19 protein-coding genes and 1 pseudogene are annotated in these 21,801 nt (G+C 68.3%); 6 read left to right on the top strand and 14 right to left on the bottom strand.

The genetic code is table 11. From position 1 onward, the window contains the following. Positions 1–22: 22 nt before the first annotated feature. The 9 genes from tsaD to ACOGXE_RS09820 all read right to left on the bottom strand — a co-directional run bounded on the left by tsaD (position 23) and on the right by ACOGXE_RS09820 (position 10,171). Complete coding sequence (gene tsaD, locus ACOGXE_RS09860) at positions 23–1,030, bottom strand: tRNA (adenosine(37)-N6)-threonylcarbamoyltransferase complex transferase subunit TsaD (protein WP_419930740.1); 1,008 nt, start codon at positions 1,028–1,030, stop codon at positions 23–25. After that, entirely contained in the window at positions 1,027–1,698 is a 672-nt protein-coding gene (gene rimI, locus ACOGXE_RS09855; protein WP_419930739.1) for a ribosomal protein S18-alanine N-acetyltransferase, read from the bottom strand. The genes tsaD and rimI overlap by 4 nt, the downstream gene beginning before the upstream one ends. Further along, entirely contained in the window at positions 1,695–2,393 is a 699-nt protein-coding gene (gene tsaB / locus ACOGXE_RS09850; protein WP_419930738.1) for a tRNA (adenosine(37)-N6)-threonylcarbamoyltransferase complex dimerization subunit type 1 TsaB, read from the bottom strand. Before tsaB ends, rimI begins: the two co-directional genes overlap by 4 nt. A gap of 57 nt (positions 2,394–2,450) precedes the next feature. Next, positions 2,451–2,954, bottom strand: coding sequence for a tRNA (adenosine(37)-N6)-threonylcarbamoyltransferase complex ATPase subunit type 1 TsaE (gene tsaE, locus ACOGXE_RS09845; protein ID WP_419930737.1), 504 nt, complete (start codon positions 2,952–2,954; stop codon positions 2,451–2,453). Between the two features lie 12 nt (positions 2,955–2,966). Then, positions 2,967–4,292: an alanine racemase gene (gene alr / locus ACOGXE_RS09840; protein ID WP_419930736.1), complete on the bottom strand. Its 1,326-nt coding sequence runs from the start codon at positions 4,290–4,292 to the stop codon at positions 2,967–2,969. Next, positions 4,289–5,731, bottom strand: a complete 1,443-nt coding sequence (locus ACOGXE_RS09835; RefSeq protein WP_419930735.1) for an NAD(P)H-hydrate dehydratase — start codon at positions 5,729–5,731, stop codon at positions 4,289–4,291. Before ACOGXE_RS09835 ends, alr begins: the two co-directional genes overlap by 4 nt. A gap of 15 nt (positions 5,732–5,746) precedes the next feature. After that, on the bottom strand, positions 5,747–6,115 hold the full coding sequence (locus ACOGXE_RS09830) for a holo-ACP synthase (RefSeq protein ID WP_419930734.1): 369 nt from the start codon (positions 6,113–6,115) through the stop codon (positions 5,747–5,749). A gap of 45 nt (positions 6,116–6,160) precedes the next feature. Further along, positions 6,161–9,754 (bottom strand): SIS domain-containing protein, encoded by a 3,594-nt coding sequence (locus tag ACOGXE_RS09825; protein ID WP_419930733.1) that lies wholly within the window; start codon positions 9,752–9,754, stop codon positions 6,161–6,163. A gap of 66 nt (positions 9,755–9,820) precedes the next feature. Then, a complete protein-coding gene (locus tag ACOGXE_RS09820) occupies positions 9,821–10,171 on the bottom strand; it encodes a hypothetical protein (protein WP_419930732.1) in 351 nt (116 codons plus the stop codon). A gap of 170 nt (positions 10,172–10,341) precedes the next feature. On the opposite strand from ACOGXE_RS09820, the gene ACOGXE_RS09815 reads away from it, so the two are divergent. Further along, a complete protein-coding gene (locus tag ACOGXE_RS09815) occupies positions 10,342–10,464 on the top strand; it encodes a hypothetical protein (RefSeq protein WP_419930731.1) in 123 nt (40 codons plus the stop codon). A gap of 219 nt (positions 10,465–10,683) precedes the next feature. On the opposite strand, the gene ACOGXE_RS09810 is transcribed toward ACOGXE_RS09815, so the two are convergent. From ACOGXE_RS09810 to ACOGXE_RS09795, 4 genes and pseudogenes are all read right to left on the bottom strand, one after another. Continuing rightward, on the bottom strand, positions 10,684–12,123 hold the full coding sequence (locus tag ACOGXE_RS09810; protein WP_419930730.1) for a phosphoglucosamine mutase: 1,440 nt from the start codon (positions 12,121–12,123) through the stop codon (positions 10,684–10,686). Positions 12,124–12,151: 28 nt separating this feature from the next. Further along, positions 12,152–12,543, bottom strand: a pseudogene (gene rpsI / locus ACOGXE_RS09805) (30S ribosomal protein S9). Positions 12,544–12,602: 59 nt separating this feature from the next. Continuing rightward, positions 12,603–13,049, bottom strand: coding sequence for a 50S ribosomal protein L13 (rplM, locus tag ACOGXE_RS09800; protein WP_419930729.1), 447 nt, complete (start codon positions 13,047–13,049; stop codon positions 12,603–12,605). Positions 13,050–13,137: 88 nt separating this feature from the next. Further along, a complete protein-coding gene (locus ACOGXE_RS09795) occupies positions 13,138–14,859 on the bottom strand; it encodes an N-acyl-D-amino-acid deacylase family protein (protein ID WP_419930728.1) in 1,722 nt (573 codons plus the stop codon). Between the two features lie 88 nt (positions 14,860–14,947). Between ACOGXE_RS09795 and truA the strand changes: the two genes are divergently transcribed. After that, positions 14,948–15,772: a tRNA pseudouridine(38-40) synthase TruA gene (truA, locus tag ACOGXE_RS09790; RefSeq protein ID WP_419930727.1), complete on the top strand. Its 825-nt coding sequence runs from the start codon at positions 14,948–14,950 to the stop codon at positions 15,770–15,772. Positions 15,773–15,841: 69 nt separating this feature from the next. Here truA and ACOGXE_RS09785 read toward each other — a convergent pair whose 3' ends face one another. Next, on the bottom strand, positions 15,842–18,871 hold the full coding sequence (locus tag ACOGXE_RS09785; protein WP_419930726.1) for a M16 family metallopeptidase: 3,030 nt from the start codon (positions 18,869–18,871) through the stop codon (positions 15,842–15,844). 218 nt (positions 18,872–19,089) lie between these two features. On the opposite strand from ACOGXE_RS09785, the gene ACOGXE_RS09780 reads away from it, so the two are divergent. The 4 genes from ACOGXE_RS09780 to ACOGXE_RS09765 all read left to right on the top strand — a co-directional run bounded on the left by ACOGXE_RS09780 (position 19,090) and on the right by ACOGXE_RS09765 (position 21,750). Beyond that, complete coding sequence (locus tag ACOGXE_RS09780) at positions 19,090–19,707, top strand: superoxide dismutase (RefSeq protein WP_419930725.1); 618 nt, start codon at positions 19,090–19,092, stop codon at positions 19,705–19,707. A gap of 110 nt (positions 19,708–19,817) precedes the next feature. Then, positions 19,818–20,450 carry a hypothetical protein gene (locus tag ACOGXE_RS09775; RefSeq protein ID WP_419930724.1) on the top strand — a complete coding sequence of 211 codons (633 nt, stop codon included), beginning with the start codon at positions 19,818–19,820 and terminating at the stop codon, positions 20,448–20,450. Further along, positions 20,444–20,779 carry a transcriptional regulator gene (locus ACOGXE_RS09770; RefSeq protein WP_419930723.1) on the top strand — a complete coding sequence of 112 codons (336 nt, stop codon included), beginning with the start codon at positions 20,444–20,446 and terminating at the stop codon, positions 20,777–20,779. Before ACOGXE_RS09775 ends, ACOGXE_RS09770 begins: the two co-directional genes overlap by 7 nt. A gap of 32 nt (positions 20,780–20,811) precedes the next feature. Then, positions 20,812–21,750 (top strand): acyl-ACP desaturase, encoded by a 939-nt coding sequence (locus ACOGXE_RS09765; protein WP_419930722.1) that lies wholly within the window; start codon positions 20,812–20,814, stop codon positions 21,748–21,750. The last annotated feature ends 51 nt before the right edge of the window (positions 21,751–21,801 follow it).

Genomic DNA, 21,801 nt, shown 5'->3' with positions numbered 1-21,801 from the left:
AACCTCGCTACAACCCGATTTGTCAGGTCAGGAAGTTGATGCTGAGGTTGGGGTCGGCGCCGTGGTCTAGGGGGGAGGGGCCGTCGCTGGCGAGGCGGTACCAGGCGGTTGCGGCGATCATGGCGGCGTTGTCGGTGCACATGGCACGGCTGGGCAGGTAGGCGTTGAAGCCGTCTTCGGTGCAGATGTCGAGCGTCCGCTCTCGCAAGGCGCTGTTGGCTGCTACGCCGCCGGCCAGGCAGATACCCGCCGCCCCGACCTCGTGGGCCGCTTTGCGGGCCTTGTGGGTGAGCACGTCGGTCACGCAGGCCTGGAACGAGGCGGCCACATCGGCGGTCTCCACCTCGGGATGGGCTCGCACCCAGTTGATCACGGCCGTCTTGATGCCCGAGAACGAGAAGTCGTAGCCGTCATCCAGCATCGCCCTCGTCAGCGGGACGGCCGTGGGGTCGCCCTGGCTCGCCAGCTGGTCGATGACCGGTCCGCCCGGGTAGCCGAGCCCCAGGTAGCGGGCCACCTTGTCGAAGGCCTCACCGGCGGCATCGTCACGGGTGGCGCCCAGCAGGCGGTACTGGCCATGGCCCTCGAACGAAATCAGCATCGTGTGCCCGCCCGACACCAGCAGGGTGACGAGCGGGAACTGCACCTCGGCGTCGTGTTCGTCCAGCAGCGCGGCGTACAGGTGGGCTTCGTGGTGGTTGATGCCGATGTAGGGGACATCCCACACCAGCGCCAGCGCCTTGGCTGCGGCCACACCCACGAGCAGGCTGCCCACCAGGCCGGGACCGCAGGTGGCTGCCACGACGTCGATGTCGCTGTCGGCGGCGCCAGCCTCGACCAGCGCCTCGGCCACCACGGGCGTGATGAGGGCTTCGTGGGCGCGGCCGGCGATCTCGGGAACCACGCCGCCGTAGCGGGCATGCAGATCCACCTGGCTGCTGACGATGCTGGAGCGCACCTCGCGACCGTCGTCCACGACGGCTGCGGCCGTCTCGTCGCAGGAGGTCTCGATGCCGAGGATCGTGGTCATGCCGCCCCCATGCCTGTGTTCGATGCGCCCTCGGTACAGCCGAGGGCCGTGCTCATTGCGCCCTCGGTAACGACGAGGGCCGTGGCGATGCCGTCCAGGCGCTCGCCGTGCTCGGCGCCGCCGATGTCGTGGCACCACATCACCAGCGCATCCTCTCGCTTGCCGCCGGGGCCGCCCCGGTAGTAGTTCTTGCGGCTGCCGACGGGCGCATAGCCGAACCAGCGGTAGAGCCGCTGCGCCGCAGCGTTGGAGGCACGCACCTCCAGCGTCAGCGCTTCCAGCCCATCGATGCGTCGGGCCTCGCGGTGCAGCTCCAACATCAGCCGGGCACCCACGCGGTGACCCTGGCAGTCCGGGTGCACCGCCACAGAGGTGATGTGCCCTTCACCGGCCACGATCATGAAGCCGCCGTAGCCGATGACGCCGACGGGTCGGCCGCCTGATCCCGGCGTGCAGGCCACCCGGTACACCCGCTCGCCGCTGCGCTGCAATTCGTCCAGATACAGGGCCATCGACCAGGGCCTCGGGTACACCAGCTTGTCGATGCGGCGAATCTCGCGCAGATGCTTGCGGCGCATCGGGACGATGACCGGCACCGAGCCGTATGGAGCCGAGGCACGCCGCCGGCCAGCAGGCACTGCAGTGTCGGGCACAGCCGGCGTGCTCACGACCGCTCCCGCTGCTGCCAGTTGATGCGGGCGTCGGGGGCGCGCAGGTACATCGGCGTGATCTCGGACGGGCTGACGAACTCCTCGCGCAGCGCCCGGGCGTGTGCCAGCTCCACCAGCGCGCCGGCATTGGGGTGGCGCAGGCCCTCCCGGCCGATCTCGGCCCCTCGTACGTCGCCGAGCACCTCTGCATAGCGCTCGGCCCCGTCGCCGACGATGAGCGTCTCGGCACCCGTCGCCATCAGCTGCGCTGCGACATCGGCGGGCTGGTCGACGGCCGGCGGGCTCATGAGCTGGATGCCCCCCGGGGCGCGCCGGTAGGTGGCGTAGAAGATCTCTCCCCGGCGGGCATCCACCGTCGAGACGATGAGCCGATCGCTGAAGCGCGCCGGGAAGGCCGTGAGATCGAGACTGGAGACGCCGATCATCGGGATCCGGCAGGCGTGCGCGATGGATTTCGCCGTCGCGAGGCCCACCCGCAGGCCGGTGAACAGGCCCGGGCCGACATCGACGGCGACCAGGCCGATCTGCGACAGCTTCATCTGTGCCTGTTCGCACAGGAAATGGATCGCGGGGACGAGCGTCTCGGCGTGGCGCCGGTCGCGGGTGGTGTGGAAGGAGGCGATGATGCCCTCGTGCCCGCCGATGGCCACGCCGACCTGGGGCGTCGCTGTCTCGATGCCGAGTACTAGCACGGCGCTGCCTCCGCGCCGTCGGGTACTAGCACGGCGCTGCCTCCACGCCGTCGAGTACTAGCACGGCGCTGCCCCGCCGCTGTCGGCGAAGTGCCACGCGCCCGCGAGTGCGTCGGCGCGACCGTGCCAGCTCGGGCCGACGAGATCGGCCTCGAAGATGCGGATGTCGGGTGACTCGCCCGGGTCGGCGAGCCGGATGCGCAGGCGCAGGAAATCACGCGGCAGCTCCCCGATGACCACCTCGCCCCATTCGACGCACACCACGGCGTCATCGTCGAGCAGCTCAGGCAGATCCAGGTCCAGCACCTCGCCGAGATTGTCCAGCCGGTAGACGTCGAGGTGGTGCAGCCGCATGCGGCCCTGGTAGCTCTGCGCCAGGGTGAACGTGGGGCTGGTCACCGGCTCGGCAACCCCGAGTGCCGCCGCCAGCCCCTGCGTGAACACCGTCTTGCCAGCCCCGAGGTCGCCCGACAGCACCAGCACGTCGCCGGGGCGCAGCAGCGGGGCGAGTGCCGCTGCGACAGCTCGCGTCCCTTCGGCGCTCGTGGTCCGGAATCGCATGATGGAAACTGTTTAGTGGCCTGCGCCGGATTCGCCACCGCCGTTCACGGCATCGACCGGTGCTTCCCGCTCTTGTTCGCTTCGCTCACGGGCCGCTCGGGCCACGGCTTCGCCTAGCGGCTCAGCCTCCGAGCGGTGGACACGAGGAACACGCAGGGAGATCCCGGTGAGCACCTCATAGGGACTGCGGCCTGACCAATCGGCCAGATCGGTGACGGTGACGCGCTCGCTGCCTTGGCTGCCGATGAGCGTGACCCGATCGCCGTTGTAGGCGCTGGCGTCTCCTATGTCGACCATCGTCTGGTCCATGCACACATTGCCCACGACGCGGTGGCGGACCCCGTCGATGAGCACATCGGTCGGGCCTTGCCCAGGATCGTGCGCCGGGCCCGTGCCCAGCGAGCGGGCGTAGCCGTCGGCGTATCCCACGGGCAGGGTGATCACCCGGGTCTGACGGTCTGCGGTCCAGGTGCTTCCGTAGCCGACCGACGCACCTGGCGGCACCACCTTGAAGTACACGATCTCGCTGTGCCAGCTCAGCACCGGCTCGGTCGGCAGCGCAGCCGCGATCTCAGGCTTGGGCGCGACGCCGTACAGCAGGATGCCCGGGCGCACCCGATCGAGGTGCGCCTCGGGCAAGCGCGCAATGGCTGCGGATGCCGCCATGTGCCGGACCGGGGTGGGCAGCGAATGGCGCTCGTAGAAGCTCACCGCCTCGTTGAAGCGGTCGAGCTGGGTGCGGGCGTCCGACAGATCGGGTGCATCGGCGTTGGCGAAGTGGCTGAAGACGCCCTCGACGCGAACCGAGCGGCAGCGGAGCGACTCAGCGAACAGCTTGTCGGCGTTGTAGTGGTGGACGCCGATGCGCTCCATGCCGGTGTCGATCTTGAGATGCGCCCGGGCGGTGGTGCCCGCGGCGATGGCCGCTTCGTCGATCTGGCGCAGCTTGTCGATCGATGGCGCGGTGAGGATCAAGTTGTGAGCGAGGAACAGCGGTATCTGACGCTCGACGGCGCCCCCGAGCACATGGATGTCGATGGTCACTCCAGCGGCGCGCAGTGCCAAGGCCTCCTCGACATAGGCGACGGCCACGCACGCCACCCCGGCCGCCGCCAGAGCCAGCCCGACGTGCGCGATGCCATGGCCATAGGCGTTGGCCTTGACCACAGGCACCACCTCGGCCTCGCCGACATGTCGGCGAATCGCAGCCAGATTGCGGTCAAGCGCGTCGAGATCGATGTCGCACCAAGTCGGGCGCATCTGCGATGCGTCAATTGGACCCAGGCGCATCTGCGATGCGTCGGTTTCGGGCAGCCGTGCTGCTGGCGCTTCAGTCATGCGCTGCTCGACTCCGCGCTGGCCGCGGCCAGACCGGCTCGCACCGTTCCGAGCAGCTCGACCTGGCGCATGGCGGTCAACGGCGTCAGCGCCATGGCGGGATCATGACTTCCGAAGGCGGCGGTGCGCCCGTGCCAGTGCGCCGCTGCAGCTGCCTGTGTCAGGGCAGTATCGGACGTGGCGGCTCCCGAGGACAAAACCGCCGCGATCACGCCCGAGAGCACGTCGCCTGATCCGGCGGTTGCCAAGCGGGGCGTCCCCGAAGTGACTGCCAGCACGGCGGTGGACGGAGCGGGCGCCGCCACAAGCGTTGTCGGTCCTTTCAGCAGGACAACCGCACCGAGGGCATCGGCCGCTCGGCGCACCGCATCGAACCGGTCGGCCGCAGGCGGGCAGCCCGTGAGCTTGGCGAACTCCCCATCGTGGGGCGTGAGAATCGTCGGCGCCGCCCGCTCACGCAGGCATTCGGGGTGGTCGGCCAACGCTGTCAGGGCGTCGGCATCGACCACCAAGGGCACGGGGCAATCGGAGATGAAACGCGCAATCTGCGTCGATGCCGTGGAGTCGGTGCCGATGCCCGGTCCGATGACGGCGGCGTCGAATCGCTCGATGTCCTCCAGCGCAGGCCCCGCCCACTCGGCCCCTTCGAGGTCGCGCGCCACCGCCTCGGCCGGTCGAGCGACATCGGCTGCGGTCAAGCCCGGAGAGCTGACAACCACCATGCCGGCACCCGCCTGCTGGGCGGCCGCGCACACGAGATGTCCGGCGCCCCGCATCTGGGGCGAACCGGCGATGACCCGCACGGCGCGGCGCCACTTGTGCAGCGTCGGCTCGGCAGCTGGCAGTGCGGCATCAGCGTCGGCGTCGGTGATCAGCCACGACGTCGCCCCGCTCGCGTCGAGACCGATCGAAGCGAGTTCCACCTCGCCAGCAGCCGAAGCGCCCGGATGCAACAGCAGGCCCGGCTTGAGCGCACCGAAGGTGATGGTGGCCGTTGCCGGCCAGCAGCCGTGGTCGACCCCTGTCAGCGCATCGATGCCGGAGGGAATGTCAACCGCCAGCACCGGTGCCGCCGGTGCCCGATCAGCACCCCACGATCCGCGCAGCCCGGTTCCGTACGCCGCATCGACGACGAGGTTCCACGCCGATGACGCCGGGGCCCCGGAATTGGCAGCGGCAACGAGATCGAGCGCCTCGGGCGGCGTCACGACCCGGCAGCGAACGCCCCATCGCTCCAGCGCCGCCGCCGCGACCCGCCCATCTGCGCCGTTGTTGCCCTTGCCGGCGGCCACCAGCACCCGCCGCCCGTAGGTGCCGCCCATCATCCGCCGGGCGGAGATGGCAACAGCCGCGCCGGCACGCGCAACCAGCACATCGGTGCCCTCGGGCGCGGCCGCGTCGATCATCGCCATCTCCGCCGGCGTCACGATCGGGATCACCGTGTCGCTCCGGGCCTATTGCGCCAGCACCATGGCGGCCGCCACCGAGTCGGTGTGGGTGAGCGTCACCTGCCATTGGGACAGACCTGCTGCCGCGGCCCGTTCGGCCGCAAGGCCCCGAAGCACCAGTTCGGGCCGACCGCCGGGCTGGCGTGCCACTTCGATGTCACGAAAGCGGCAGGCGCCCAGGCCGATGCCCAGCACCTTCATCACCGCCTCCTTCGCGGCGAACCTGGCAGCGAGGCGAGTGTCGGGGTCGACCGTGCCCATGGCGTAGGCGAGCTCGTCGGGGGTGAACAAGCGGGCGCGCATGCCGCTGCGCCGCTCGAGCACTGCGGCGAATCGCTGGACGTCCACCATGTCGAGCCCGATCGAGGTGCTCACGTGCCCTCGGCCCGCGCCGGGAGCTCGGGCCCGGCGCCCGGCAACTCAGTCATCCGCCGCACCCAGCCAGTGCTCAGACAGCACATAGACCGGCCTGGTCAGCAGATCGAAGACGTCGACCGTGCCGAGCAGATCGTCCCGGAACCATGGCAGCGTCTCGGTGACTGCGTCGGCGAGCGCGCCATAGCGCCCGCGGTAACCCATCAGCACGGCCCGCATCGCCGGAGCACGCAACCGTTCGACGAAGCGGCAGTGCAGCAGCGTCAGCCCGGTGGTCAAACCGTCCTTGGTCTCCGGAATGTGGAGCACCGTGCGGCCGTCGCTGCCGCGGGCCACCGTGACCTCCCGTTCGTATGCGGCACGGTGCTTGCTGCCGCGCAGCTGCGGGTTGGTCACCGTGCGCGACTCGATGCCGAGTGCTGTGCCGCCCCGATCGGTCAGCCAGACGGTGACCTCGGGGCTGCTGGCAGAGCTCACGTCGCCTTCGATGCGGTAGCGCGACCAGCCCGTCACCTCGGCCACGGCCGGATCGAGTGCCGCGAGGGTGCGCAAGGCCGTGTACGACAGCCGATCTCTCGGTGCGCCCGCTTCGAGCGCCGATGTCACCAGCATCGAGTCGAGAAGCGTTTCGTCAGCCCGCGAGATGCCGACGGTGACGGTTTTGGCTTGGTGCTTGATGGTGTCGATCGGGCGGGTGAGCTCGTCGATGGCGATATTCAGCGCATCGGTGAAGTCGTCGATGACCACTGAGGGCAGCCCCACCTTGCCGATGTCCGCCTGGTACATCTCCAGCGGCGCCATGCCGGCCGCGTACCGCAGCACCGCGCCGAGGCGCGCCGCTGTGCCGGCACGCAAGTGCCCGTCGTAGCTGCCGGCACGCACGCCGTCCCGGAAGCGATTGGCCGGGGGACGCAGGCGCTCCGCGAGCACGGCGAGCAGGTCTCCCTCGCGGCCCCCGGCCGAGAGGGATGCATCAGTGCTGCCGGGAGGTGCAAGCAGGGATTCAGTGGCGGCACGCATCTCGCGCAGCGGAGCGGCCAGTGCGTCGATCGTCAGCGCCGCCTCGTAGCCGTACAGGTGACCGGCGGCCGTGGCCAGCAGGAAGTCCACCGCCGGGTGCACGGCGGGAACCTCCAGCAGCTCGGCGGCGGCGTCGAAGCGTCCCGAGCCGGCGGAGGCCACCACGATCGGCGTCGCCCGGTGCGCCCGGTAGATCGCCACCTCCTTCGCGGCATCGTCGGCGACCGATCCGGTGAGACCCGCTGCGCACACCCAGATGAGCGGCTCGCACGACAGGTCGATGTGCTTCTTGTCTTCGGTGCCGTCCTCGGCGACGGCGTGGTAGCAGACCTCGGACAGCTTGATCCGGATTTCACGTGACGCGATCCGGTTTGCGCCGTTGCCCACCACGGCCCAGTGGCGGTGGCCGCCCACATGGCGCCGAGCGATCCGGGCGATCTCGTCGTGCGATGCCAATACCGTTTCGAGTCCGGTGGGCAGCTTGCCGAGCGCATCGAGCAGACTGCTGATCGCATTCGTCGTCACGTCGTCGTCGGGACGGATGTCAGCGGCGACGGCGGCGGCGAGCAGCGCGCACGCCGCGACCTGTGCGTAGAACGCCTTGGTGGACGCCACCGACATCTCCACGTCGCGTCCGTCGGAGGTGTAGAGCACGCCGTCGGCCCGATCGGTCAGGTCGCTGCCGCGCCGGTTGACGATGGCGACCACGGCGGCGCCCCGCACGCGTGCTAGATCGACCGTGCGATTGGTATCGGTGGTGGTGCCGGACTGACTGACTGCCACCACCAGCGTGTCGGACAGGTCGGCGTGCAGGCCGAAACCGCTGAACTCGGTTGCCAGGGACGCCGTTACGTCAACGCCGCGGAGTGTGCGCGACGGCGCCAGCAGGGTTTCGAAGAAGTGCGGCAGCGACGATGCTGCGACAGCCGCCGTGCCTTGGCCGATGGCGACGATGCGACGGATGGAGCCGTCGCGCAGCCGGGACCGAACGGCGGCAGGCAGGGCGTCGGGCCCGAGCCGGGCGTGCCGCAAAAGGCCGGCTGTCCCAATGCGGCCACGCAATGTGGCCCGAAGCGACCGGGGAGCCTCGCCGATCTCCTTGAGCAAGAAGTGCGGATAGTCACCCCGGTCGATGTCACGGGTGGTGACCTCGGCGGTCACAACGTCACTCGCTTCGACCGGCAGCTCGGTGCCGTCGTATGAGAAACGTCGCAGAGCAGCGAACTCAGCCGGCGACGGCCCGCCGTCGGCTGAGAGCGGTGGCGTGCCGACCAGCATGATCTGGCCACGACTGCCCACCGGGTTAGTCGGATCGGATGGATTCTCCCCGTCCAGCCGGACGTAGGTGCGGCATTCCTCGACCAGGCCGTACGGCTCGCTGGCGACGACATAGGACGGGCCTGTCGCGCCCACATACAACGCCTGCCCGCTCCCTCGCAGCGCCAGCACCACCACGTCGGGCAGCTCGGCGACGTGCGCCGCAATCGCCACCGAGCCCTCGAAGCTGCTTACTGCATCAGCGAAGGCTTGCCGCAACTGCTCTGATCCGACCGTGGCGCGCTCGCCGTTCGAGCCTGCGGCGAGCGCCTGTCGCAGCATCGTCGGGATGACCTTGGCGTCGGTGGTGATCTCGGGTGCAATCGCCAGACGCCGTTGCGCGATCAAGTCGGCGTAATTGTCCACGTCGCCGTTGAGCACAGCAGCGACGTGCGCGACGTCGCCGCCATCAGCACTGCTCCACGCGTCAAGAGGGTGCGTGTTGGGCACCGAGACGATGCCGATGCTGGCCCAGCGGGTGTGGCCCAGCACGACCGTCTCTGCGCCGTCGGCACACAGGGCCCAGCGCAGCAAGCTGTCCTGGCGGATCTGCGATCTCAGCGCCGCCGTGTTGTCGCCGAGCTCCCCGATTTCCGAGGCGGTCTTGTAAACGAATGCCAGTCCGCTGCCGGTGTCACGAGCCGCGCCGGCGCCGAACAGCGGGTCGGTGAGCCGTCCGCTGTGTGCGCGGCGGGCAGTGTCGCCATCGGCGTCGAGGCGAGCGCCTTGGACGAACACCTGCAACCCAGCCGAGTCGCGCCCGCGGACCTCGAGCCGGTCAAGCGCGGACAGCGCCACCTGGATCGACCAGAGCCCACCCACGGCTGCGGGCGGGGGCGATCCGCCCCAGAGCCCGACCACCTCCCGTGCCATCCGCAGGCGGTCTCGGCGCAACGCGAAGGCGTGGTCCTTTGCCTCGCTCAGGCAGGCATTGATGCGCTCGATGCGGGCGCCCTCGTCAACGGGCAGCAGGTCACCGGCATCGACAGCACGGTCGATGCCGGCAATCAGCGCATCGGCAGTCGCCAATACCGTCTCGATGTCGAGGACGCATTTGGCGTCGGAAACCAGCAAGCGCACACCGGGCAGCGATCGCAGCGCCTCATCGGCGTCTCGCAGCGCCGCCGCGGCGGCCTCGAGCAGTTCGACCGCGTCGCGACCGTCAGCGGGAGTGTCCGAGTCGCCCTCGGCTACTACCGCCGCAAGCAGGTCCGAGGCGTCGCGCAGCCGCGGGACGACCGCGGAGGCCTCCAACGCGGCCCGGTCATCGCGGCGGCCGATGACGGCCACAATCCCGCACACAACAGCGAGGGTACCGAGCACCCGACAACCGGCCAGCCGAGTCCATCCGTCCGCCGACTCGCAGAACTATGTGCCGATTGACTTGCGAGTGCCGATGATGATTCCCGAGGAGGCCTCGATCTCTGCGACAACAAGCCGATCATCGCTCTGCAGCAACTTCCGCACATTGGCTACAGCGCGCCGTTCGTCCGCGTCGTCGTACTGACTGGCATCCATATCGTCGACAACGAGGACGCCGCAGGCATCGAGCGAATTGATCGTGAGGTCCAGTCCGGTCCACTTGCCGCCCTCGGCGTCGGCAATAACCAGCGCGAAGCTGCCGAGATCCGGCAGCAAACTCTCGATGTCCGCTGTCAGCAGTTGGACCCACGGCGGCCGGTTCCCGTGCGCCGCGCAGCCACTGTCACCGCGAGCCATGGAGACCGAGCGATGTCGGCAAGTTTGGTCACCGCTGTCGACGAGACAGTTGCCGTTCTGGGCAGCGGAGTTACGTACGTACTCGTTGCAGTCACCGTCCTCGACCGCAGCGCCGCGGCAGCCGCAGCGACGGCCGCTTCGAATACGAGCGGCGCGCCAAGACGGAGCGCATGCTGTGGTACGCGGATGCGCTGGCCGGCATCGTCCGGGAACAGCTCAGCGAGGGTTCTTCGACATACCTTTGCGACTTGGATCAAGAGGGACCGCTGGCAGAAGTCGCGTATCTGGGCTGAGCCCAGCTGAAGCATGCGTAAGCCCCGGCTCCCGTCCTAGGCGCTCCTCACGGAGCCTCGGACTGGCCCTCCGGGGCTTGCGACATCCTCCCAGAAGAGGCACTTTGAGCCTAGACCCGTGTCAGCACGGGGTCAACGCAGTGGGTCGTAAGTACACGTCGCGGCAAGAAGGATTGCATCTCGGGTGCTCATGGCTCAGTGACGCAGTTGTATCAGTGACTAGGCAGGGCCGGCCCCACCAGCTCTGTCGGCGATCAGGTCGGCGAGATGGCCTGCGAGGTCTGTTGCCTCACGCTCGGTCGGGGCTTCAACCATGATGCGGATGACCGGCTCGGTGCCGCTGGCGCGCACCAGTACACGAGCGTCGGGACCGGCATTTGCCACAACGTCGTCGATCGCACGCTGAGCCTCATCGGCGAGCGATTCAGCACCCGCGGGCACATTGCGGAGCACCTGTGGGGCTGCCTGCATCGCCTGCGAGGCAAGCTCCGCGCTGGTCAGCGTCTTGCCACCGGCCCGCCGGGCGACCAGGTCAGCCAGGTGAACGGCGCTGCGCAGGCCGTCGCCGGTGGTGGCCTCGTGCCGGAATACCACGTGGCCTGACTGCTCGCCGCCAAGGCAGTGTCCGCCCATATCCAGCGCTTCGAGCACTGCCCGGTCTCCCACCGCGGTGGTGACCACGTCGATGCCGGCCTGAGCCATCGCTCGGTGCAGGCCCAGGTTGGACATGACCGTCACGACGAGCGTGTTGCCCGCGAGCGAGCCGCGTGCCGCCAGGTCGAGAGCGAACAGTGCCATCTGGCGATCGCCGTCGATGATCTGCCCGTCGCTGTCCACGCCGATCAACCGATCGCCGTCGCCATCGAAGGCAACGCCCAGGTCTGCGCCGGCCTCGAGCACTGCTGCCTGCAGCGGGCCGGGGCTCACCGATCCGCAGCCGTCGTTGATGTTGCGACCGTCGGGCTCACAGCAGATCGCAGTGACCTGCGCTCCCAGCCTTCGCAGCGCTTGGGGCGCCAGCGATGCGCTCGCCCCGTTCGCGCCGTCCACCACCAGGTGCAGGCCATCGAGCGTCCGGCCGTCGATGGCGTCGCTCAGCGAGCGCTCATAGGCCTCCAGCACTCGGGCTGTCTCGCCCGTCGCTGCCGTCTTCCCGGCGATGAGCCCGGCGACCGGATCAGCGGCCGAGCTGGTTGCCGGAAAAACGTCCAGTCGGCGTGCGATCTCACCGGCCGACGGCCGGTCGCCGTGCGTGAGCCCCAGATCGCCGAGGCACCGCGCGACTGCGGCCTGCTCCGCGTCGCCCAGCTTGGTGCCGTCGGCGGCGAACAGCTTGACGCCGTTGTCGCGCCACGGGTTGTGGGACGCCGACACCATCGCCCCGGCCGTGCCGAGGTGCTGGGCTGCGAACGCCACCACCGGTGTGGGCACCACGCCGAGATCGACGACCTCGGCACCTGCAGCACGCAGACCGGCTGCGAGGGCGCTCGACAGGGCCGGACCGGACTCGCGCGTGTCCCGCCCGACGACCCAGCGCGCAGCACCCGTGTCCGCGAATAGCGCCCGATTCGCCGCGAGCCCGATGGCGTGAGCAACGACCTCGTCGAGTTCTTCGAATGCCAGCCCTCGAACGCCGTCGGTTCCGAAGGTCAGTTCCACGCCGGCTGAGCCTCCAGCGCTCGGCGCGCTATCGCTTGGAGTACTGGGGCGCCTTGCGGGCCTTCTTGAGGCCGTACTTCTTGGATTCCTTCTTGCGATCGTCGCGATGCAGCATGCCGGCCGACTTCAACGTCGGCCGCACCTCGGGGTCCATCACCAGCAACGAGCGGGCGATGCCCAAGCGCAGCGCGCCGGCCTGGCCCGCCACACCGCCGCCGTCCACAGTGGCGCTGACGTCGTAGCTGGCGGTGGCCTCAGTGAGGCGCAGCGGCTCGGTGATCTCCATGCGGGCACCGACGAGGTGAAGTACTCCTCGAATGGGCGACCGTTCACCGAGATGTTGCCGCTGCCGGGCAAGAGCCTCACCCGGGCGACGGCACGCTTGCGGCGGCCAGTGGTCTGCGTCAGCGGAACGGGCACGAAATCAGGGTCTTTCTCGTCGGGTGTCGCGTATCGGAGGCGGCGAATCGGTCGGCGTCTCAGCGCGCCAGGGCGTGAGGCAGCGGCAGCGGCTGAGGCTGCTGGGCGGCATGGGGATGGTCGGGTCCGGCGTACACCTTCAGCTTGCGCAGCTGGGCCCGGCCCAAGCGGTTGTGCGGCAGCATGCCGCGGATGGTGCGCCGCACCGCATCAGCCGGGCGGCGGGCCAGCAGGTCGCCGTACTTCTCGCTTCGCAGACCGCCGGGGTAGCCCGAGTGACGGTGCACGAGCTTCTTCGTCGCCTTGTCGCCCGTCAGCACGACCTTGTCAGCGTTCACCACGACGACATGGTCGCCGCCGTCGAGGTAGGGGGCGAAAGTCGGCTTGTGCTTGCCGCGCAAAATCTTGGCCACCTCGGTTGCCATGCGCCCGAGCACCATGCCCTCGGCATCGACGACGAACCACGCGCGTTCGATCTCAGATGCTTTGGGGGCGTAGGTGCGCACGCTGGAACTCCGACGGGGATCGACTGCGAGGACAGTGTCGAGAAGAGATTGGCTCGAACTGAGATTGGCCCCGAGAGGCTACCGGCGGTCAGCCGGTTGCCGTCACCGGAACCGTGTCTCGTCCGGCCCGCAGCAGGGTTCCCGGTCGGGCGTCGGTGAACTCGCCGCCGCTCACGGCTACCTCGCCGTTGATCAGCACTGTGTCGATGCCGTCGGCCTCGCCGTAGAGCCGCCACGCACCGCCGGGCAGGTCCTCACGGACTTCGATCGGCTTCGGCGCCACCTGGTCGGGGTCGAACACCACGACATCGGCATGGCAGCCCTCGGACAGGCGTCCCCGGTCCGCGAGGCCGTACAGACGGGCGGGAATGTCAGTGAGCTTGTGCACAGCATCTTCCAGTTCGAGCATCTGGCGGTCGCGGGCTGCGGCCAGCAGGTAGGTCGAGTAGTTGAATGTGGCCAGGAAGTCGAGGTGCGCGCCCGCGTCCGACGCGCCGATCACGCAGCGGTCGTCGTTCCAGAGTTCTTGGCGCAGCGCCCAGCTGTCGTCGTCGTCCCCGGCGGCGCGGGGGTACAGGCCGGTCTTGAGGTCGTCGGCCACCACCAGGTCGCACAGCGCATCCCACGGCGTGATGCCCTGCTCGTCGGCGATCTCGCCGATCGTGCGACCCTCGAAGTGCGTGAGCTCGGGCTTGGTGACCTCGCCGACGGTGAGACGCTCCCAGCGAGCGACGCCCCGGAACGCGCTCGGCTGCTGGGCGAGATCGTTCAGCTCGGCGCGTCGCTGAGGGTCGGCCAGCAGCTTCATCTTCTCTGCAGGCGCCAGCGCCATCGGTTCCGCCCAGCCGTGCAGCGTGTCGAGCAGGAATCCGCTCTCGAAGCACAGGCGGCTGACCGCAGGCATCGGGGCGGTCAGTGCCAGCACGCGCCCGCCCTGGCGAGCCGCGAAGTTGCTGGCCTCGAGCTTCTGGGCGATGACATCTCGATGCCGGCCGTTGGCGAAGATCACGTTCCAGTTGAGCGGCCGGTCCGCCGCCACCGACATGTCGGCGAGCAGCTGGTACACATCGGTGTCGAAGCGCTCGATGGTCGGGATGAACTCGAGCGCCACCGCCGGACTCGATCGCAGCACCGAGCACAGCTCGATCAGCTCGGTGGTGGAGGCGTGACGCGAGGGCACAGCCTCACCGGCGGCGTCGTTGTGCGTCTTGGCCCACGACGAGCTGAAACCCAGCCCGCCCGAGGCGATGCTCTCGGCCAGGAGCAGCTTCATGGCCTCGAGCTCGTCGGGCGTGGCCTCGTGGCCCACCGAGCGCTCCCCCATCACGATCCGGCGCAGCGCGCAGTGTCCCACCAGGAATCCGGCGTTGGGCATCAGCGTGCCATCGATCGAGTCGAGGTACTCGCCGAAGGTGCGCCAGTCCCACGGGACGCCCTCTTGCAGCGACTCGAGCGGCATGCCCTCCACCCGGGCCAGCATCCGCATCAGATAGTCGCCGTGGTCGGGCTCGAGCGGGGCAATGGTGAAACCGCAGTTGCCGCCGATGACGGTGGTGACGCCATGCAATGGCGACGGGGACAGGGTGGTGTCCCAGAAGACCTGTGCGTCGAAGTGCGTGTGGATGTCCACGAAGCCGGGTGCAACCACCATGCCGGACGCATCGATCGTGCGCTCGGCCGGCCCCGCCGCCGCGGTGGCTTCGTTGCCGACAGCCACGATGCGCCCGCCGGAGATACCGATGTCCCCTTGGGCCCGCGGCGCCCCAGTGCCGTCGATAATCGTGCCGCCCGCAATCCTGGTATCGAGCATCTGCCGTGTCCCCCTGTGACCTGACTGATGCGGCCGAGCGGAAATCTGCCCGTACCGCACCGCTGCCTGCGAAGTTACCGTGCCAGCAGTGAACGAGCATGAGGCCCGCAACAGCAGCGGACAGCGGACGGTGCGACTGGATCTGTCCTACCGCGGCACCGGCTTTCGCGGCTTCGCAGCCAACGAGGGCGTCCGCACGGTTGCCGGCGAGCTGAGCGCTGCGCTGGAGCGCATCCTGGGCGAAGCGCCTCTGCTGACGGTGGCCGGCCGCACCGACGCGGGCGTGCACGCCACGGCGCAGGTCGTGTCGTTCCGGCTCGGCAGCGCGGGACTTCAGCGGATCACCGGCGATCAACCTGCAACTCGGCTGGACCGCCTGGCGTCATCGCTCAACCGGGTGCTGAACCCGGAGATCGCGGTGACGGCGGCGTCAGTCGCTGACGACCGCTTCGATGCGCGTCACTCGGCGACCGGGCGGGCGTATGAGTACCGGGTTCGCAACGCTGCGGTTCCCGATCCCCGCTGTGCCGATCTCGAGTGGCACGTCGCTGCACGGCTCGATATCGGCCAGATGAACGCTGCCGCAGGTCACTTCGTCGGCGAACACGATTTCACCTCGTTCTGCCGCCGGCCGAAGGAACGTCCCGATGCGTCGCTGGTGCGAACCGTGTCGGCGGCCCGCTGGCTTGGGGATGACACCGATCTGCTCTTCGAGATCGAAGCGAACGCCTTCTGCCACCAGATGGTGCGGGCCATCGTCGGCCAGTGCGTGGCGGTGGGGCGCGGCGACCGCTCAGCGGACGATGTGCCTGCTGTGCTGGCGGCGCGCAACCGGGATGCGGCAGCGGCGATAGCGCCGCCGCATGGACTGACCCTTGTCGCAGTCCGCTACCCGGCCGTGGCGACTCGCTGACGCGCCAGCCGCGCCGGAAGCTGCCTCGTGACCAGGTCCCGGCTCTCGGCCGGCTCGTCGGCTGTTCGGTTAGCCCTCGGAGCGGAACACCTCGATGCGGTTGTCGAGGTTGAACCACAGTGCGATGTGCTCCTGCACCTCGGCGGCGGTGATCTCGTCGAGAACTGCGCGCCGCTGAGCGGGCGTGCCCACGTTGCTGTCATCGACATGGTGACGCCGCAAGAGCGGGTTGACGATGGCCGAGTTCGACTCGAGGACGTAGTTGTCGCGCGTCACTGAGATCGCCTGTTGCAGGTCGCGGTCTGTGGGACCGTCGGCAATCAGCTCGGTGAGTATCTCCACGATGGTGGCGTGGCTGGTGTCGAGTCCGTCCGAAGGTCCCGTGGCACTGATGCGCGCCGTCCACTTGCCCGTGGCATCGTCGGGCGAGACCGACGACCCGACCGAGTAGGTGTCACCGAGTTGCTCTCGTACCCGACCGTCGAGCAAGTCATTGATGACCGCTGCGGCCACGTCGGCGAGTACGAGCGTCCTCGTGGTGAGCGCTGTCTCCACACCGAACACCATGTCGAGACCTGCCGAGCCCGCGTCGGCCTCGACCGGAATCGTGATGCGCTGGACCCCCGCCGGGAAACCCGGGTCGTGGTCGGTGAAGGTGTCATCGGCGCCGGCGGGCAGCGTGCCGATGTAACGCGCCGCCAGATTCGCCACGGTGACCCGGTCGATGTCGCCGACAACGGCCACCAAGAGATCGTCCACATCGCTCAGCCGGGCCTGGTAGAGGCCGAGCAGCGACTCCCCGGTGGTGGCGTCGATCTGATCCTGAGTGGCGATGAACTGGTACCAGGGGCTGCCCTGGTACAGCGCGTCCAGCAGTGCCAGCTCGGAGATCCACCGCGGGAAGGTCTCGGCGTTCGCCAGACGGGTCTGCATCGCTTGGATCTGCTCGTTGACCGCCACCTCGGTGATGCGCGGCTCGGTCACGTACAGGTGCAGCAGAGCGAAGAGCGCTTCGAGATCATCGGCCCCAGCGGCGCCCGAGAAGCCTTCCGAGTACTGCCCGATGAACGGACTCACCCGGGCCGTGGTGGTGGCCAAGTACTCGTCGAGCTGTGTGGCGGTCGCGTCGCCGACGCCGCTCGAAGCGACCGCTCCGACCGCATGCCGCACCAGGGCTGAGTCGCCCACCGACAGCGACGACCAGCCGCCCAGGCCCTCCGCCACGACCGACACCTCGCCGGCGGCGATGTCCGATGGCACGAAGACCACGGTGGCACCGTTGGGGAATTCCCATTCATAGGCATCGTCGAACAGGCCGAGTGAGCGTTCGGCAGCGGGCGCGGCCGGATCCGGCCGTGTCATGAGCGTGTCGATGGCCTCTTGAGCTTCCGGCGGAGCCAGCGGAACAGCCGCGTCCACTGCGGCGCGCAGCTCGTCCGCGGTCGGCACGTCCGCCGGGTCGGGTCCGATCGACACCACCAGCGGCGGCGCGATCTCCAAGAGCCAGCGCAGATGTGCGGTCAGCTCTTCGACCGTGTAGGTGTCAAGCAGCGCGCTCAGCCGAGCCACCCGCTCCTCGGTCGAGGAGATATCGGCGCCGCTCAGGAAGTGTGCGGCATAGCCGAACGAGTACTCCCGGTCCTGCCGGGTCTCCTCGCTCTCGAGCTGGAACTCGAGCGAGGTCCGGAACGCGCTGACTGCTTGGTCCAGCTCGGCCCCGGTGAAGCCGAAATGGGCCGCGCCGTGCACCACCGAGATGTAGTCGGTGGTCGCCTGGTTCAGATCGGGGCCCTGGTAGTTCGTGCCGTACAGGCGCAGGCCGCGTGCGGCGGGAAACGCGCTGAAGTGCGGTTCGGTGGCTTGTGACAGCTGTCCGGCCTGGAAAGCGGCATCCAGGCGGATGTCGAGCATGCGGGCGATCAGGTTCTCCATGAACCGAAGTCGCTCGCCCCCGACGGTTCCCTCGGGCCACGCGGGCAGCTGCCAGTCCAGCGAGATGTAGATCGGGCCGTGGTCGGGGTGCGTGACCACATCGGTCACGGGTTCGTCCACGAAGTCTGCGATGAACGCCGAACGGTCGGGCTGCGGCGGGGCCGTCGGCGTGCGCGGCGCCAGCTCTGCGAAGTAGTGCTCCACCAACGTCTCCATCTCCGAGACGGGCAGATCGCCCACGACCACCACGGCCATGTTGTCCGGGCGGTACCAGGTGTCGTAGAACTCGCGCAAGACCTCCGCGGTCATGGACTCATTGGATTCCTCGCTGCCGCCGACCAGCATGCCCTCATAGACGGTTCCCGAGTAGTAGATGGCGTCGAGGAAATTCGAGATCCTTCCCGACGCCGACTCGTCGCGCAGGCGGTATTCGTCCTGGACGATCCCTCGCTCAGCATCGACATCGGCGGGCAGCAGCGTGGCCGCTGACGCCCATTCGGACAGCACCGTGAAGCCGAGTCCGATGGCCCCAGGGTGGTCGAGCTTGAAGTCGAGGATGTAGACGGTCTCATCGGGGCTGGTGTACGCGTTCAGATCGGGGCCGAAGTCGGTGCCGAAGTCGCGCAGCACCTGCAGGAGCTCGTTCTTGGAGAAGCGCTCGGTTCCGTTGAACATCATGTGTTCCAGGAAATGAGCTGCACCCTCTGCGCCGTCGGGGTCGAGCACGGCCCCTGCATTGACGACCAGGTGCATCATGATCGACTTGCCCGGTGAATCGTTCGAGCGCACGTAGTAGGTCAGGCCGTTGGCAAGCTCGCCGATCACAACGTCCGGGTCGACCGGCAGCGGGGTCGCATCCGGATCACCAGGCTCGTAGTCGTTGAATTCGCCCAGATCGACCGGCTCGCCGATGGGCTCGGCAACGGTCTCATCTGCCGGCTCCGGCTCGTCAACGGGTTCCGGCTCGGCCGCTGGTTCAGGCTCATCTGCTGGATCGGGCTCGTCGACGGTCTCGACGGGCTCCGCGTCGTCGTGGACTTCGGCCATTTCGTCGCCGGCCGCATCGGGTTCAACGATCGCGTCGTTGTCGTCGGGGGCACAGGCGGCCGCCACCAGAGCAGCTGCAAACAGCAGTGCGAGAAGTCGGCGCCAAGGGGCTGGACTCATCGAAGAACTCGCTTTCCGGCCGGCGGCATGCGGCACTGGACGGTACTCGCGGATTACCGGCCAGCGTCACCACAAAAAATGACGAATGCTCATGCACACTCAGAGTGCTCGGAGTCGCTCCACGAGCTGCTCCGGCAGCCGGGCGCACCCCTCGATGTTGCCGAAGTTCTGGCTTCCGCTGGCATACTCGCCCGGGCCTTCGACCGCGTGGTGCTCAGATGACGATCCAGCTGCCAGACCTTCCCTATGCATCCGATGCGCTCTCGCCGCATATCAGCGAGCGCACCATCAGCTTCCACTACGGCAAGCACCACGCCGGCTACGTGCGGACGGTGAACGACAGGATTGCAGGCACACGGGACGAGGGCCGTTCGCTCGACGACCTCGTGCGCTCGCTGCCGGCGGGCGGGCTGTTCAACGCTGCGGCGCAGACCTGGAATCACAACTTCTACTGGCAATCGATGTCGCCTAGCGGCGGCGGTGAGCCCGACAGCGATCTCTCCGCAGCACTGGCCGCGAGCTTCGGCAGCGTCGACACCTTCAGGGCCGAGTTCGCCGCAGGGGCGGTGGGGAACTTCGCATCGGGCTGGGGCTGGCTGGTGTTCGATGCAGCCGCTGCCGACTCTGGCTCCCTGCGCATCGTGCAGACCGACGATGCGCAGACGCCGTTGACCGGCGGACTGACGCCGCTGCTGGTCATCGACGTGTGGGAGCACGCCTACTACCTCGACTACCAGAACGCCCGGGCCGCCTACGTGGATGCCTTCGTCGAGCATCTGATCAACTGGGAATTCGCCTCGGCCAACTACAGCGCCGCGCTGGGCGCACGGGCCTAGTTCAAGAGCACAGCGACAGCGCGGCCAGTCTGAGATTGCTCTTGCATCTGCCTGCGCCCGGGTATAGTTTGTATTGCAAACTACTTTGTATGACAGCAAAGGAGGCTCCGATGGCGACTGGCAGTGATGACACCGCAGCGTTGAGTGCGGAAGAGGGATGGCAGACAGTGCGTTCCACGATCCACGGCGCTCGCACTGCGATGTACACGAGAGGGAGCACGGCGATCCTGCTGATGTGGGCCGGCATCATCTCGATCGCCTACTTGGCCCAGTACGCAGTCGCGACCTTCGCTGCGGACTTCGCCGACACGAACCCGTGGTACCCCGGCCCGCTGTGGGCAATCATCACGTTTCCCGGCGTGATCGGCAGCATGGTCATCGGCCAACGCGCCGCCAATGCGGTGTCGCCCGACACTGCGATGCGGAACGCAGGCCTCCGGGTCGCCGGATACTGGATGACCCTCGTCACGGCGGCGGGTCTCCTCCCCGGTGCCGCGGGCCTGTGGAATGAGTCCGGAGCAGAGAGAATCCCCTACGTCTTGCTGGGAGTCATCGCGCTCGGCTACGTGCTCTTCGGCATTCTGCACCGACCGTTGATCGCAATCTTTGGCGTGGGCATGGCCGTGGCCTTCTACGTCCCGCATTACGTCTTCGACGACGTCGCCCCAGCAGTTTCGGGAATCGCCATGCTCGCACTGCTGGCGACCATTGCCCTGTGGGTGCGCAGGACCGGCGAATGGTAGATCCCAGCGAGGCACTCGACGGCGGTGCGATCGACCTCGACGAGATCATCCACCAGCCGACACGGCTGCAGATCATGTCATTGCTCGTGTCGCTGGACGACCAGGATCGGCTCGCCTACGGGTTCGTGCAAAAGCAGCTCGAGCTGACGCCGGGCAACCTGACAACTCACCTGCGGAAGCTGGAGGACGCTGACTACGTGGCGACGACCAAGGAGTTCCACGGCGCCAAGCCGCGCACCTGGATCGAGGCCACGGCTGCAGGACGCACGGCCTTTGCGGTGTACCTGCAGAGCCTGGAACGGGCGCTGGGGGTGCCGAGGGGTCGTTAGGCTGAGCCGCTCATGGTGATTGGCGGTGCCCGATGCCAGTAAAGGCCGATGCCCGGACGCTCGCCGAGCTGGAGCCAGAGGTCGAGCGACTGCTGGCGCGCCATCTCCGCCAGACCAAGGAATGGCATCCCCACGCGCTGGTGCCGTGGAGCCGGGGTGAGGATTTCGCGCCTGACTACGAATGGTCACCCGAGGAGGCCAACCTCACCCCCGAGGCGCGCAGCGCTCTGTTCGTGAATGTGCTCACCGAGGAGAACCTGCCGTACTACTTCCGCGACAGCGAGCGGCTGTTCGGCCGGGAAGGCGCGTGGGGCGAGTGGGTGCGCCGCTGGACGGCCGAAGAGGGACGGCACGGCCGGGTCATCTACGACTACCTGTCGGTCACCCGCGCGCTCGACCCCGTGGCACTGGAGCGGGCGCGTATGGCGCAGGTGCAGTGCGGGCAAGTGCCCCAGCCGCCGAGCCTGCTCGAGGGTCTCGCCTACGTGACGCTGCAGGAGTTGGCCACCCGCATCGCGCACTTCAACACGGGGCGCCACATCGACGACCCGGCCGGCAAGGCCATCATGCGACGGGTCGCCTTCGACGAGAACCTGCATTTCCTGTTCTACCGGGACGTCATGAGCGCCGCCGTCGAGATCGACCCCTCCAGCGCAGTGGTTGCCATCGCCAACCAAGTACAAGACTTCGCCATGCCGGGAGTGGGCATCACCGACTTCGACACCCACTCGCGCATCATCGCCGAGGCCGGGATCTACGACCTCGCCATCCATCACGACCAGATCCTGCAGCCTGTGGTGCTCCGCGATTGGAATCTGCCAGGCCTGACGGAACTCTCGGGCATCGCCGAGGCGGCTCGCGAACGGCTCATGGTGCTGATCGAACGGATCGGCCGAGTGGGGCAACGCCTCGCCGACCGCTACGCAGAAGCGCGGAGCGCGCTGCGTCGCAATGCAGCGCTCCTGCGCTGACTCAACCGTCGCACTCGCACACCGCATCTGGCTGCTGCCTGGCAGACGCGT

Source organism: Candidatus Poriferisodalis sp. (genome assembly GCF_965208555.1).
GTDB lineage: Bacteria > Actinomycetota > Acidimicrobiia > Acidimicrobiales > Poriferisodalaceae > Poriferisodalis.
The sequence above is the reverse complement of the archived record's forward strand: the minus strand, read 5'-3'. Positions and strand labels throughout refer to the sequence as shown.